The sequence below is a fragment of the Glutamicibacter sp. JL.03c genome (assembly GCF_025854375.1).
Lineage (GTDB): Bacteria > Actinomycetota > Actinomycetes > Actinomycetales > Micrococcaceae > Glutamicibacter.
Genome location: NZ_CP107575.1, coordinates 2,721,410 through 2,733,347 on the forward strand (window position 1 = coordinate 2,721,410; position 11,938 = coordinate 2,733,347).

General features: G+C 60.8%; 13 protein-coding genes. 6 read left to right on the forward strand and 7 right to left on the reverse strand.

Features of this window, described 5'->3' with window-relative positions; translation table 11 throughout:
- Positions 1 to 4: 4 nt before the first annotated feature.
- Entirely contained in the window at positions 5 to 1,054 is a 1,050-nt protein-coding gene (locus tag OF385_RS12605; protein WP_264275663.1) for a FecCD family ABC transporter permease, read from the reverse strand.
- Positions 1,055 to 1,074: 20 nt separating this feature from the next.
- Here OF385_RS12605 and OF385_RS12610 point away from each other — a divergent pair, with 20 nt between their 5' ends.
- Positions 1,075 to 1,869 (forward strand): MBL fold metallo-hydrolase, encoded by a 795-nt coding sequence (locus OF385_RS12610; protein ID WP_264275664.1) that lies wholly within the window; start codon positions 1,075 to 1,077, stop codon positions 1,867 to 1,869.
- A gap of 3 nt (positions 1,870 to 1,872) precedes the next feature.
- Here the strand turns inward: OF385_RS12610 and OF385_RS12615 are convergent, their stop codons facing one another.
- From OF385_RS12615 to OF385_RS12625, 3 genes are all read right to left on the reverse strand, one after another.
- Positions 1,873 to 2,931 (reverse strand): ABC transporter substrate-binding protein, encoded by a 1,059-nt coding sequence (locus OF385_RS12615; protein ID WP_264275665.1) that lies wholly within the window; start codon positions 2,929 to 2,931, stop codon positions 1,873 to 1,875.
- 191 nt (positions 2,932 to 3,122) lie between these two features.
- The gene (locus OF385_RS12620; RefSeq protein WP_264275666.1) at positions 3,123 to 4,448 is read right to left on the reverse strand and encodes an FtsX-like permease family protein; all 1,326 of its coding nucleotides are present in this window, start codon (positions 4,446 to 4,448) and stop codon (positions 3,123 to 3,125) included.
- Positions 4,445 to 5,185, reverse strand: coding sequence for an ABC transporter ATP-binding protein (locus OF385_RS12625; RefSeq protein WP_264275667.1), 741 nt, complete (start codon positions 5,183 to 5,185; stop codon positions 4,445 to 4,447). The genes OF385_RS12620 and OF385_RS12625 overlap by 4 nt, the downstream gene beginning before the upstream one ends.
- Before the next feature lie 129 nt (positions 5,186 to 5,314).
- Here OF385_RS12625 and OF385_RS12630 point away from each other — a divergent pair, with 129 nt between their 5' ends.
- Positions 5,315 to 5,575, forward strand: a complete 261-nt coding sequence (locus OF385_RS12630; protein ID WP_264275668.1) for a thioredoxin — start codon at positions 5,315 to 5,317, stop codon at positions 5,573 to 5,575.
- Positions 5,576 to 5,639: 64 nt separating this feature from the next.
- Entirely contained in the window at positions 5,640 to 6,284 is a 645-nt protein-coding gene (locus tag OF385_RS12635) for a YqaJ viral recombinase family protein (protein ID WP_264275669.1), read from the forward strand.
- An 89-nt stretch (positions 6,285 to 6,373) separates the two neighbouring features.
- Here OF385_RS12635 and OF385_RS12640 read toward each other — a convergent pair whose 3' ends face one another.
- Entirely contained in the window at positions 6,374 to 7,468 is a 1,095-nt protein-coding gene (locus OF385_RS12640; protein ID WP_264275670.1) for a mechanosensitive ion channel family protein, read from the reverse strand.
- Positions 7,469 to 7,696: 228 nt separating this feature from the next.
- Between OF385_RS12640 and OF385_RS12645 the strand changes: the two genes are divergently transcribed.
- The gene (locus OF385_RS12645; protein ID WP_264275671.1) at positions 7,697 to 8,695 is read left to right on the forward strand and encodes a PhzF family phenazine biosynthesis protein; all 999 of its coding nucleotides are present in this window, start codon (positions 7,697 to 7,699) and stop codon (positions 8,693 to 8,695) included.
- A gap of 61 nt (positions 8,696 to 8,756) precedes the next feature.
- Positions 8,757 to 10,202, forward strand: a complete 1,446-nt coding sequence (locus OF385_RS12650) for a DHA2 family efflux MFS transporter permease subunit (RefSeq protein ID WP_264275672.1) — start codon at positions 8,757 to 8,759, stop codon at positions 10,200 to 10,202.
- A gap of 86 nt (positions 10,203 to 10,288) precedes the next feature.
- Here the strand turns inward: OF385_RS12650 and OF385_RS12655 are convergent, their stop codons facing one another.
- Complete coding sequence (locus OF385_RS12655) at positions 10,289 to 10,471, reverse strand: hypothetical protein (RefSeq protein ID WP_264275673.1); 183 nt, start codon at positions 10,469 to 10,471, stop codon at positions 10,289 to 10,291.
- 105 nt (positions 10,472 to 10,576) lie between these two features.
- A complete protein-coding gene (locus tag OF385_RS12660) occupies positions 10,577 to 11,008 on the reverse strand; it encodes a hypothetical protein (protein ID WP_264275674.1) in 432 nt (143 codons plus the stop codon).
- A 158-nt stretch (positions 11,009 to 11,166) separates the two neighbouring features.
- Here OF385_RS12660 and OF385_RS12665 point away from each other — a divergent pair, with 158 nt between their 5' ends.
- Positions 11,167 to 11,856, forward strand: coding sequence for a TetR/AcrR family transcriptional regulator (locus OF385_RS12665; protein ID WP_264275675.1), 690 nt, complete (start codon positions 11,167 to 11,169; stop codon positions 11,854 to 11,856).
- Positions 11,857 to 11,938 lie beyond the last annotated feature (82 nt).

Sequence of the window (11,938 nt, forward strand, 5' to 3'; positions counted from 1 at the left end):
GTGCTCACAGGCTCACCGACTTCATGCCGCTGCGCATCATCAGGATAAACAGTGGTCCGCCGATCATCGCGCACATTACGCCCACCTGGATTTCGCTCGGCGGCGCGATCACACGTCCCACGGTATCAGCGACCAGCAGCAGCACCGGCCCGGCCAGCAGGCTGCCGGGCATCAGCCAGCGGTAGTCGGATCCGACCAGCAGGCGCACCGCATGCGGGATCATCAGGCCGACAAAGGCGATGGGTCCTGCCACCGCGGTGGCGGTGCCAGCCAGGATGACCACGCCGATGGATCCGAGCAGCCGGGCACGGCCCAGGTTGAAGCCCAGGGCGGTGGCGGTGTCATCGCCCATGGAGACCGCATTGGAAACCCGTGCGGTGGACAGCAGGATCAGCGCGCCGATGGCCACCATCGGGATGGCACCGAGGAAGGTGTCGATCGGGGTGCTGGAGAGCGAACCGATCTGCCATTTGCGGAAGCGGTCCAAGGTGGAATCCGAAACCATCAGGATCGCGTTGGTGATCGCCCCGACGCCGACCGCCATGGCCGCGCCGCCCAGCGCCAGCTTGATCGGGGTGGCTCCGTCGCGCCCGACGTTGGCCACCAGGTAGACCAGGGTCATCACCACGGCGGCACCGATAAAGGCGGCCATCATGATCCCGGTCAGCGAGCTGACCCCGAAGAAGGCGATCGCCAGCACCACGCTCATGGCCGAGCCGGCGTTCAATCCCAGGATGCCGGTATCGGCCAGCGGGTTGCGGGTCAGGCCCTGCAGCCCGGCTCCGGCCAGGCCCAGTGCCGCGCCGACCACGAGGGCGCCCACGGTGCGGGCGAAGCGCGAAGCCACCACGCCCTGGTCCCCGTTATTCGCATCAAAATGCCACAGGGCGTCCCCCACGGTGGACAGCGAGACCGGGCGCGCGCCAAAGAGCAGCGACGCGGCCACGGCCAGGACCAAGAGCACCGAGAGGACCAGGAAGGCGCCGAGCTTGCGCGGCAGCCGGGGGCCTGCGCCCGCCGGGGTTTGGCGCGTCGTACTTTCAGTCGCGGTCATTGGTTCCTACACTCATTGCTATGGCACATCTTTCCTCGCCCACCGTCATCGCTCCCGGCATCGCGGTGCTCACCGCCGATAATCCCTCGGAAATGACGCTGGATGGGACTAATTCCTATTTGCTGTTCGACCCGGCATCTTCGACGCTGCAGCCGGGCACCGACGTGGTGCTCATCGACCCCGGACCCGAGCTTCAGTCGCACCTGCAGGCGCTGGCCCAGTTCGAGATCCAGCTGGTGCTGATCACCCACCGCCATGCGGACCACACCGGCGGCATCGACCGCCTGCGCCAGCTGGCCGCCGCCCCGGTGCGGGCCAAGCTCGCCGAGCACTGCCGGGATGCCCATCCCCTGTCCGACGGCGAGATCATCACGGCCGCCGGAGTTCAGATCCAGGTGCATTGCACCCCGGGCCACACCTCGGATTCGGTGTGCTTCACCGTGGATGGGCCGCATCTGTTCACCGGAGATACCGTGCTGGGCCGCGGCACCACCATTCTGGAGCATCCGGACGGGACGCTGGCCGACTACCTCGACTCGCTTCACCGGCTGCTGGGCCTGCCGGATATGCCCTTGCATCCAGCGCACGGGCAGCAGCATGAAACCTCGCATCAGCTGCTGCGCGCCTATCTGGAGCATCGGGAATCCAGGCTGGATCAAGTGCGTGCTGCCCTGCAGAAACTCGGCAAGGCCGGGGCGGACGCGACCCCAGCCCAATTGCTGGAGTTCGTCTACCCCGACCTGGATCCGCGCCTGGTGGGCGCGGCGAGCCGATCGTTGGAAGCGCAGCTGCACTATCTAGCGTCGAATCGCTAGCGGCTACTTGGCCGCTGCTGCGTTTTCAGCAGCCTTCACGATCTTTGGAACCACGGTGTCCAAGGACCATTCCAGGGACAGCGGCGAAGCTGCCGAAATGGCCAGGGTGGCTTCATCGGTGCCTGGCAGGGCCAGCGCGTCGTTCTTCACGGCAGGGATCTGCCCGTAGAGCGGCTGGGACTTCACGATGTCCTTGGTGGTGTTTCCGGCGATGGCCGAGGAGAAGACGATGTCAGAATCCCACTCGTTGACCTTTTCCGGGGAAACGGTGAAGAAGAAGGTGTCCTTGGCGGCGTTCTTCTGCACGTAGTCAGCCTGCGTCATGCCCAGTGCGGTAAGGAAGCGCGGGCGGGTGTCGCCTTCGGAGTAGACGTAGGCGGTATCCGGTGCCGAGAGGTCGGCGGCGATGAAGCTGGTGTCCTTGAGCACTGGGTTCTCTTCGCCCACCTTGGCCAAATCGCCCTCGATCTTTTCGATCAGCGCGTCGGCTTCTTCTTCCTTGCCCAGCATCTGGCCGGCGGCTTCGGTGACGTCCTGCCAGCTGGTCAGGTAGTTCGGCTCAATCGGGCCGACGACCGGGGCGATTTCCTGCAGCTTCTCGTACTGTTCCTTCTTCAGGCCCGAGTAAGGGGCGAAGATGACATCCGGCTTGGTCTTGGCAATCGCGGTGTAGTCGGGATCATCACCGGTGGCGAACTGCACTGGCGCCTTTTCGGAGCCGATGGAAGCGTCCAGCTTGGCCAGCGCTTCATCCTTCCACGCAGTCGAGTTGTTCTCGTTCTGGCCGTAGGCGTCGGTGTCCATGCCGACCGGCACGGTATCAAGGGCCAGCAGGGTGTCGGCGTTGACCCACGAGATGGTGGCGACGCGCTCTGGGGCCTTGTCGATGGTGGTTTCACCATAGATGTTCTTGATGGTGACCGGGGTGAAGTCCGCTGCGGACTTGGCCGATGCATCCGCCGAGGAATCTGCGGAGTTGCTGGCTGAACCGCAGGCGGTCAGGCTCAACGCGAGGATTGCGGTGGACGCGGCGAAGATCCCGGCGCGACGTGAAATTTTCATGGGTCGGTGATTCCAGACTATGCGAGGTTCTGTAAACATGTCGGCCTGAATAGGTTAGGTTTACCTATCCGAGCCGTATGCCACAATACGCGGTGGGCCCATCAATACGCAACACGGAACGTATCTAATCACCGATCCAGAAGTGAAGCTAACCACACATGGGCCACTTCCAGCCGTTTTGACCTCGGATTTTATTCTCTAGTCGCTAGCAATCGACCCGGATTAGCCACCGTAATTGACGCGCGCACCAGTGCTACTCCAAGTAACACGACGACAATAACGGTGATCACGGTCAACGGGCTGAAGATCACGGCCATGCCCGCCAGCGGCAGGACCAGAACGGTGGAGGCGACGGCAAAAGCAACGGACGCCGCCAGCGCCGGAATCATCAGCGACTTGATTCGCGCCGTGTTCATGGTCCCCCACTCCATGCCCAAACGATGCAGGCCGGAATAGAGTTCAGCGCGGTCAAAGGTGCCCGCACTTTGCGCAATGGCCGAAGACGCGGCCACGCAGATGAAGGTGATTGCCAGGGTCACCAGAACGCCGGTCAAGATATCGCCAGGCAGATAGTCATACCAGCTGTTGCTGGATTCCTGGGCCGGAGAGCCCTTCATCATTGCCGCCCCGCTGCCGCCAACCACAGCCACGAAGGAAGCCATTGCCACACCGGAGACCTGCCGCCAGGACTCTGCAGGATTTTCCAGGATCATCCGGGCGGCCAGCAGCTGTTGCGGAGTCTCGGCTTTTTTGAGCTTGCTCTGCCCCACCTTGGACACCAGATACGGTCCCACAAGATTCAGCACCAGCAAGCCAAGGCCGAAACCGATGATAATCACCGCCAGCATCGTCGCGATGCCCTGGGCCACCATTCCGAGATTGGAGAAGACCAGGCACAGGAGCAGGACGCCGCCCACGGTGATCACCGCGCGCAGCCAGCTAGGCACGGGGACACGGCGACGCGTGGCCACTGCCAAGGGAGTGATCATGAGCTTGCGCAGGCCGGCTGCCGCGCTGAGCGCCGAGAGCACAATGACTGCGACTACTGCAATCGCCAGGACCCAGACCGGCAGATAGATGGCCATTCCGATAGGCGCACCCTGGAATGGGATCAGTGATGCCGCCGGAGCGCACGCCAAGTAGAGAACCACGCCGGCGAGCGCGCCAGCCAAGGCCGTCCCGGCTGCCTGCGTGATGGCCACCAGGCTGATCTGTGGACCGGTGGCACCCAGCAGGCGCAGCGAGGACAGCGCCCGATCATTGGCTCGCGCCGAGAGCCGGGCGGCGGCGGAGCCGAGGACCATCAGCGGCACAACCAGCAGCACCACGGCCAACCCGGCAAGGGGCAGATAGGCGCCCTGCGCTTCTGCCTCGAAGCTGGTGAATGAGTAGGCGCCGCCCAGGACAATCAGCAGGATCGCACTGACCAGGGCATAGGCGCTGACGGTCAGGATCTGCGGAGCCCGTCGGGATTTGGCAGGCCGTCCGAGCAGCCAGGCAAGATGCAGGATGTTCATCGCACTTCCCCGCCCATTGCGCTGGTGCCACGGCGGCTGTCGCTGACCAACTGGCCGTCATGCAGTTTCACCACACGGTCGCACTTGGCTGCCACCGAAGGGTCATGGGTCACCATGACCAGGGATTTGCCTTGGCCGACAGTGCAATCCAGCAGGGTATCAAGCACCTCGGTGCCGGTGGCGGAATCCAAGGCGCCGGTGGGTTCATCGGCAAAGACCACCATGGCGCCGGTTACCTGAGCTCGGGCGATGGCTACTCGCTGCATCTGCCCGCCGGAGAGCTGTCCGATGCGCCGCTGCTCCAGGCCCGCCAGTCCCAGCGCGGCCAGTGCCTGGCCAGCGTGGGTGATGGCAGTTGAGCGCGGGGTGCCGTTGATCATTAACGCCATGGCCACGTTTTCTTCAGCGGTGAGTTCTGGAATCAGCAGGCCCGATTGGAAGACGAACCCGAAACTCTGGCGTCGCAGCTTGGTCCGCGCCTTGTCGGCGAGCTGTTGGATGTCTACCGGCTGCGTTCCCGGCAGGCTGAGCATCAGGCTTCCCGCGTCAGCAAGCTCGATGCCGGCCAGCGCATGGAGCAGGGTTGATTTGCCGGAACCTGACGGGCCCATGATCGCCAGGGATTCGCCGAAGGAGATGTCGAGGTTGACGCCGTTCAAGGCGGTGGTGGAGCCGAAGCTCCGGCACAGGTTCTGGGCATGGAGGACCGGTGGATGACCAAAGGAATTTTCAAGCATGCTTCAATGTTTTCAATATGGTCCCCCGCGCACATCGGCGCGCAGGGCGAAGTCGCTCCTGGTCAGGGTCATCCCATGGTAGGAGCGCCGCCGTCTCGAACCAGTACTCCAGGAGTTCTTGAACAGCCCATGAAATTGGAACTGTATACGCAGCCCTTCTGCGCTGGGTGCATCCGCACCCGGCAAACCGTGGCGCGTGCCCAGAAGCTCCTGCCTGATCTGCAGGTGGAGGAAGTCAATGTGGTTGAGCAGGTTGAGCGCGGCGAGGAATTGGGCATCACCAGCACCCCGGTGATCAGGTTGCTGCAAGGTGAAACCGAAAAATTCCGGGCCAGCGATACGCCCACGCTGCCCCAGCTTTTGACGGCCATTGCCCGCGCCAGCGACTAGTCTCACGTGAATCCAGAACCCGAGATGCACGGCTCTGCCGTGTTTATGGGGAAGAATAGATCAAGTGATAACTGTGCCAGGTGTTGAACATGAGTGTTTCCAGCGTGTCTTAGCTGACTCATCCAATCGCATCGAATGGCTCAGGGCACGAGCGCAGGGCATCACGGCCACCGACGTCGCCAAGCTCTCCACCGAGAAGTCCATCAAGAACGCCGCCTGGGACAAGCTCTACGGCAATGGATTCTCCGGCAATCCCTACACCGACCACGGCCGCAAACGCGAACCGGTCATCGCGGCATGGGTCCAAGAGAACTTCAATATCTTTCCTTCCTCCCAGCTGTTCCACGCACAGCATTCCAGACTTCACCTGGCTACCCCCGACGGCCTGGGCTTTGACGCATCAGGGGCTCCGGTTTTGTCGGAAATCAAAACCACCAACAAACCCTTCAAGAAGATCCCCAAGAACTACCTGCGCCAGATCCTCTGGCAGCAACATGTCATTGGCGCTGAACGCACGCTGTTCGTTTGGGAAGAGCACCAGGATTTTGTACCGGTCCGCGCCGTTCCCGAGTACCTGTGGGTAGAGCGGGATGATGATTTGATCCAGGACTTGATCGACAAGGCTGAAGCCCTGATCACCGCTTTGCGCGAGGCGACCGCGAGGCAAGAGCGCTATAACGATTACGGGCCTGCCGCCCTGCGCCTCTAGATTCTTCGATAACCGCAAAGATCCTCGGGAACCATCAACGTCGAATGATGGTTTCCGAGGATTTTTTGCGTTGCCGTCAACGGACCTGGCTAGGCAGGAGTGGTGGGTACGATCCGTGGATCAGGCAGGCATTCGGGGTAGCTTTCGAGCAACTCCCCCAACAGCTTTTCGCGGATCATATTCCGCAAGCCCCACAGGTCCCCAGCATTGCGGGCAGAGAGGTAAATGGCCACCGTTTGCAGTCCGTTTTGCGCGTCGGTAACGAGCAGCTCGTTGTCGCGGCCATCCCACAAATCCGAGGACTCCAGCAGCTCAGTGGTGCGCTGACGCAGATAGTCAATCGGGGCGTTGAGCTTGAGTTGCAGGGCCACGTTGCCGGAGATCTCCGTGCTGCGCCGTGACCAGTTCTCAAATGGAGTCGTGGTGAAGTAGGTGGAAGGCAGGATCATCCGGCGGCCGTCAAGGAGCAGGACAACCACGTAGGACAAGGTGATTTCCTCTACGGTGCCACGCTCGCCTTCAACCACCACGGTGTCATCCACGCGAATGGAATCGGTGAAAGCCACCTGCAGTCCAGCGAAGACATTGGCCAGCGTGGACTGGACAGCCAAACCGACCACCACCGAAGCCAAACCAGCTGAGGCGAGCAGTCCGGCGCCCAAGGCCCTGACCTGTTCGATTGTCAGCAGGACGGCTGCCACGGCCAGGATGCACAGCACTGCGATAAGCACCCGGCGCATCAGGCCAACCTGGGTTTGCACCTTGGCCAGTCGTCGCCCGGGGCCGAATTTCGCTTCGAAGCGGGAGATCATGCCGGCTTCGATGACGCGGACCAATTTGATGATGAACCAGGTCAAGAACATCACCAGGATGATGAGGATGACGAATTGCCATGGGTTGTACCAGTCACGGTTGTGATAGAAGAACGCGAAAGCGGACTTGGCAACGATGGAGGTGATCAGTCCAAAAAATGGAAGGCGGGTGGCCTTCACATCCGCCTCGTCCACGCCGATTCGACGCAGGGTGCGGCGGGCGATGGCACTGAATACAAAAGCCAGGATCGCCGCGAAGACCGCGCCGGCCAGAAGCACGGCCCAGAATTGCAGCGACACGGGCAGGAAGCTGGAAACGCTGATGACTTCCTCGACAGTCTCGTTTAGAGGTTCAACGGGGTTTGGTGACATGCTTAAAGGATGTCATATGGCACTAGATAAATGCTGTGCAGGACCTTGTCCCAAGCCCGAAAACAGCGCGGATTCAAGCGGTCCTGATCACAGTGGATTAGCTACGCTGAAAGCAGGAAGAACTACATCGACGCCTGCCGCAGGTTCGTGGGCAGGCGGATGGCGTTTTGCGTGTCCTTGTGCGTAACACCCGATCAACCTGATGATTAATGTGCCACCATGCTAAGTATGAGCCGAACATTTGCTTATCAGCAGGTTGATGTCTTTGCGCCCACTGCGTTTAACGGCAATGGGCTCGGAGTCGTATTCAATGCTGACAGCCTGTCTGATAATCAGATGCAGCACTTCGCCCAGTGGCTGAATATGGCTGAGACAGTATTCTTCGTCGGCCCCACCCACGAAGAGGCCGACTACGCCATCCGCATTTTCACTCCCAGCACGGAATTGTCCTTTGCGGGACACCCGACGCTGGGTGCTGCGCACGCGTGGCTGGAATCCGGTGGGGTGCCTGGCCCGGCCGGCCATTTGATCCAGCAATGCGAAGCCGGACTCATTCCTGTTCGAGTGGAACGCGAAAGCACCGACAGCCATTCACGCCGGCTCGCTTTCCTGGCTCCCCCGCTGACTCGCACCGGCCCGTTGGAGCCGGACGTCCTCCAGTGGGCGATTAGCGGACTGGGGATTCACGAGGATGACGTCGTTGATCACCAGTGGCTGGTCAACGGCCCGCAGCCGGCCGGCTTGGTCCTGCGTGACGCTGACGTGGTGCTGGGAATCGAACCTGACTACGAGGCGCTTCAAGGTCTTGAGGTGGGCGTCATCGGACCCTACACGGCATCGAGCGTAGCCCATGGCGTCTGGCAGCCGCGCGGTTCGCTGTTGCCAAGGGTTTCAGGCACGCGCGAGGAACTGCGGCCGCTGGATTCCTCCGATCTGGAACGCTCCGAAGAACGCTTCGGTTCTGTGGTGATGCAGCCTCCAGCCGACTTCGAAGTGCGCGCCTTCGTGGCCGGCGAAGCCGTCTCCGAGGATCCGGCCACCGGGTCGCTGAATGCCGCCTTTGGCATCTGGCTGACCCAGTCCGGCTACGCCCCGCAACGCTATACGGTGCGCCAGGGAACCCGGGTTGGCCGAAACGCCATCTTGCATATCGAAGCCACCGAAAAGGGAGTCTGGGTCAGTGGCGACGTGGAAACCCGCATCTCGGGGAATGTGAGCTTCGACTGATTCGCCGTTCATAGGCGTCCTATCCATTCCCCTGGAGCCGAACAGGAACTAACCTTGGTCAGTGCCTGAAACTGCAAATCCCACCACTGACTTTGATAAGAGAGCCGCATGGCGTGCCCTTTGGGCGCTGGTCATCGGATTCTTCATGATCCTCTTGGACACCACGATTGTGTCCACCGCGATGCCTTCAATCATGGCTTCGCTTGATGCCGATATTTCCGGCATCTTGTGGGTCAATAGCGCCTACCTGCTTACCTTCGCCGTGCCATTGCTGGTCACCGGCCGATTGGGTGACCGCTTCGGCCCACGCAACATCTACCTCATCGGCATGGTGATCTTCTCCTTGGCCTCGCTATGGTGCGGCTTGTCGGATTCGCTGGGATCCCTGATTGCCGCTCGCGCAGTCCAGGGCCTGGGGGCATCGATGATCTCGCCCCAGGCAATGACCATGATTACCCGCCTGTTCCCCTACCAGCACCGTGGCGCGGCCATGGGCCTGTGGGGCGCGGTCGCTGGTATCGCGTCGCTGATCGGCCCGATTGCCGGCGGCCTGCTGGTGGACTCAGTGGGCTGGGAATGGATCTTCTTCATCAACCTGCCCATCGCCGTGCTCAGCCTCGTGATGGTCTTCAAGTTTGTTCCGCGCTTGGAACCCCAGGCGCACTCCTTCGACTGGGTTGGCGTTGCCCTGTCGGCGGTGGCCATGTTCTGCCTCGTCTTCGGCATCCAGGAAGGCGACTCGACGAATTGGGAGCCATTCATTGGCCCCTTGGGATCCTGGCACCTGATTATCGGCGGCATCCTGTTGCTGGCTGTCTTCGTTTGGTGGCAGAGCAAGACGAAGTCGGAACCGCTCGTCCCGCTGCGCCTATTCACGGTGCGCAATTTCTCGCTAGCCAATGTGGCCATCACCTTCATGGGATTGACTATCGCCACCATCAGCTTGCCCATGGTGTTCTTCCTGCAGAACGTGCGCGGCCTGACCCCGACAGAGTCGGCCTTGATGATTTCCCCGATGGCAGTGGTCGGTATTTTCATCGCTCCGCGTTTGGGCAAGATGGTCAACAAGCTCAGCCCTCGCGTCTTGGCGGTGCCCGGCTTCCTGCTCTTTGGCGGCGCCACTGTGGTCTATGCCTTCATGATGCATGCAGACATCGCCTTGTGGACCTTGCTGATTCCATCGGCCGTTCAGGGTATTGGCTCGGCCATGATCTGGCCTTCGCTGTCTTTGGCAGCCACCCGGGATCTGACGCCACGCGATGCGGGTGCCGGATCCGGCATCTACAACACCACCCGCCAGATCGGTTCAGTGCTAGGTTCCGCGCTCATCGCCGTCATGATGGATTCGCGCATCCAGGCGCAAATCGAAAAGGCTGGCTCCAAGGACCCCGCAACGATGATGGAAGCGACGTCGGTTGGTCTTGGACAGGCACTGCTTCTGCCTGGCTTCGTTGCTGTCGCCGCGGTGATCGTTGTGGCGTTCTTGAGCCCCGGCAAAAGGGCCTAGCAGCGCATTTCCAGACGCCAGATACGCCAGAACCCTGGCTTGGTCAGTTCAGTTGAACTGACCAAACCAGGGTTCATTCTAGCTATTTAGGCCTGGTCGGCAGGGCCGTCGTTGTCGTCGTTGTTCTTGAATTCATCGACCTTCTCGCCGATTTTCTCCTGAGCATCAGCGGCAAGTTCCTTGATGTTCTCCGTAGCGTCGCCAGCGAACTCCTTGGCGCTCTCGACTGCTTCGCCCAGCTTCTTCTTTGCGTCATCCAAGAAACTCATGTGGTTCTCCCTTTAGCTTGTTATCAAAATTCGACCACTGAAAACCGCAGTCTTCAGGATCAACTTACTTCGGTCTGCGTGCTGGGCTAGGCCATGGCGCAAAGATTACTTGTCTTTTTTGGTCTTCTTTGCTGCCTTGCGGCCAAAAATCAGTGCCACGGCGATGCCGGCCAGCCATGCGTCCTTGGCCAACGCAGTTCCATCAGCAGTTGGGCGGACGCCGTCGGACTCGGTCATGCCCGGTGTACGCAGGTATGAGGAAAGCAGCACGCCAGAGAAAGCGCCCAATGCGATACCTGCCAAGCGCGATGGAACCAAAGGCAGTAGCAGCGCGCTGCCCAGGGAGATTTCCGAGACGGACAGGAGCTTGCCGAAGACTGCTGGCTCTAGTTCGCCCAGTTGCGGCACGCCATTGGATGCCATCTGCTGCAGGCCGGCCGCGCTGGCCTCATCAATGCGCAGCTTGTTAATTCCGCTGTTGAGAATGAATGCGCCGCTGACTAATCGGAGTGCGGCGTTTGCGATCGAGATTCCCATGGGCCCTCACTTCTCTTTCCAATGGTAAAAACGCGTTCTGGAAAAGAACGCCCTGCTGTTCAGCGTAGTCATGGCGGTGGTAGTTCACAATCATTTCAGCGGCGCGCTCAGCGCTCGCCAAGATTCCGGAGCTGAGAATCGTGCTAAATTCGTGAATCATGATCGCCTCTTCCGCTGTACCTCCGGCCGCACTTGATCTGCTCATTTCCCAGGGCTTTGATGCCACCAGTGTTGATGAGCTGGCAGCTGCGGCAGGGATCTCGCGTTCCACGTTCTTCCGCCGTTTCGGTTCCAAGGAGAACATGGTTTTTGCGGACCAGGAAATGATCATCACCCACGTTCAGACCACGCTGGCAGCTTCTTCCGTTGATGCGATCTCCACCTTGATTGACGCCGCCCATGTCGTGTTCGACCAGTACACGGTCAACCCGGAAGGCGCCCGGCTGCGCCACAAGCTGCTTTCCTCTGTTCCGTCATTGCGGGAACGCGAACTGGTCTCGACCCACCGGTACGAACGAGCTTTTTATGATTTCCTGGCCCGTCGCAACCTTGCCAGCACCGCGTCGGAAAAGTCCTTGTGTCTCGGTGTCAGCGCAGGGCTCGTGGCCATCCACAATGACCACCTGAGAACGTGGATCAAGGATCCGAATATCACCGATCGCAGCAAGCTGGCACATGATGTCCGCCTGTTCCTGGAACGCTTTGCCGATTTGCTGGGCACTGAGGGCGCTGGCATGGAAGCCGCTTCCCCTGCGCCCACGGTACTTGTTTCAGTCTTGGATTCGGGTGCCGATGAGCAGGCGATTCTGCAGGCCGTTTCAGCGGCCTTGAAGGACCGCAGTAGGTAGGCACCCACGAGAAATGAAACCTAGTCTCTTGACATGAAACTGCGTTCCATTAGGCTGGAGATGAAAGTTTTCACTCTAGCCA

Bases quoted from the DNA above. Each gene is read 5' to 3' on its own strand.
- OF385_RS12655 (WP_264275673.1), bottom strand. From the start codon at position 10,471: ATGAGTTTCTTGGATGACGCAAAGAAGAAGCTGGGCGAAGCAGTCGAG.
- OF385_RS12645 (WP_264275671.1), top strand. From the start codon at position 7,697: ATGAGCCGAACATTTGCTTATCAGCAGGTTGATGTCTTTGCGCCCACT.
- OF385_RS12610 (WP_264275664.1), top strand. From the start codon at position 1,075: ATGGCACATCTTTCCTCGCCCACCGTCATCGCTCCCGGCATCGCGGTG.
- OF385_RS12625 (WP_264275667.1), bottom strand. From the start codon at position 5,185: ATGCTTGAAAATTCCTTTGGTCATCCACCGGTCCTCCATGCCCAGAAC.
- OF385_RS12605 (WP_264275663.1), bottom strand. From the start codon at position 1,054: ATGACCGCGACTGAAAGTACGACGCGCCAAACCCCGGCGGGCGCAGGC.
- OF385_RS12620 (WP_264275666.1), bottom strand. From the start codon at position 4,448: ATGAACATCCTGCATCTTGCCTGGCTGCTCGGACGGCCTGCCAAATCC.
- OF385_RS12665 (WP_264275675.1), top strand. From the start codon at position 11,167: ATGATCGCCTCTTCCGCTGTACCTCCGGCCGCACTTGATCTGCTCATT.
- OF385_RS12615 (WP_264275665.1), bottom strand. From the start codon at position 2,931: ATGAAAATTTCACGTCGCGCCGGGATCTTCGCCGCGTCCACCGCAATC.
- OF385_RS12630 (WP_264275668.1), top strand. From the start codon at position 5,315: ATGAAATTGGAACTGTATACGCAGCCCTTCTGCGCTGGGTGCATCCGC.
- OF385_RS12640 (WP_264275670.1), bottom strand. From the start codon at position 7,468: ATGTCACCAAACCCCGTTGAACCTCTAAACGAGACTGTCGAGGAAGTC.
- OF385_RS12660 (WP_264275674.1), bottom strand. From the start codon at position 11,008: ATGGGAATCTCGATCGCAAACGCCGCACTCCGATTAGTCAGCGGCGCA.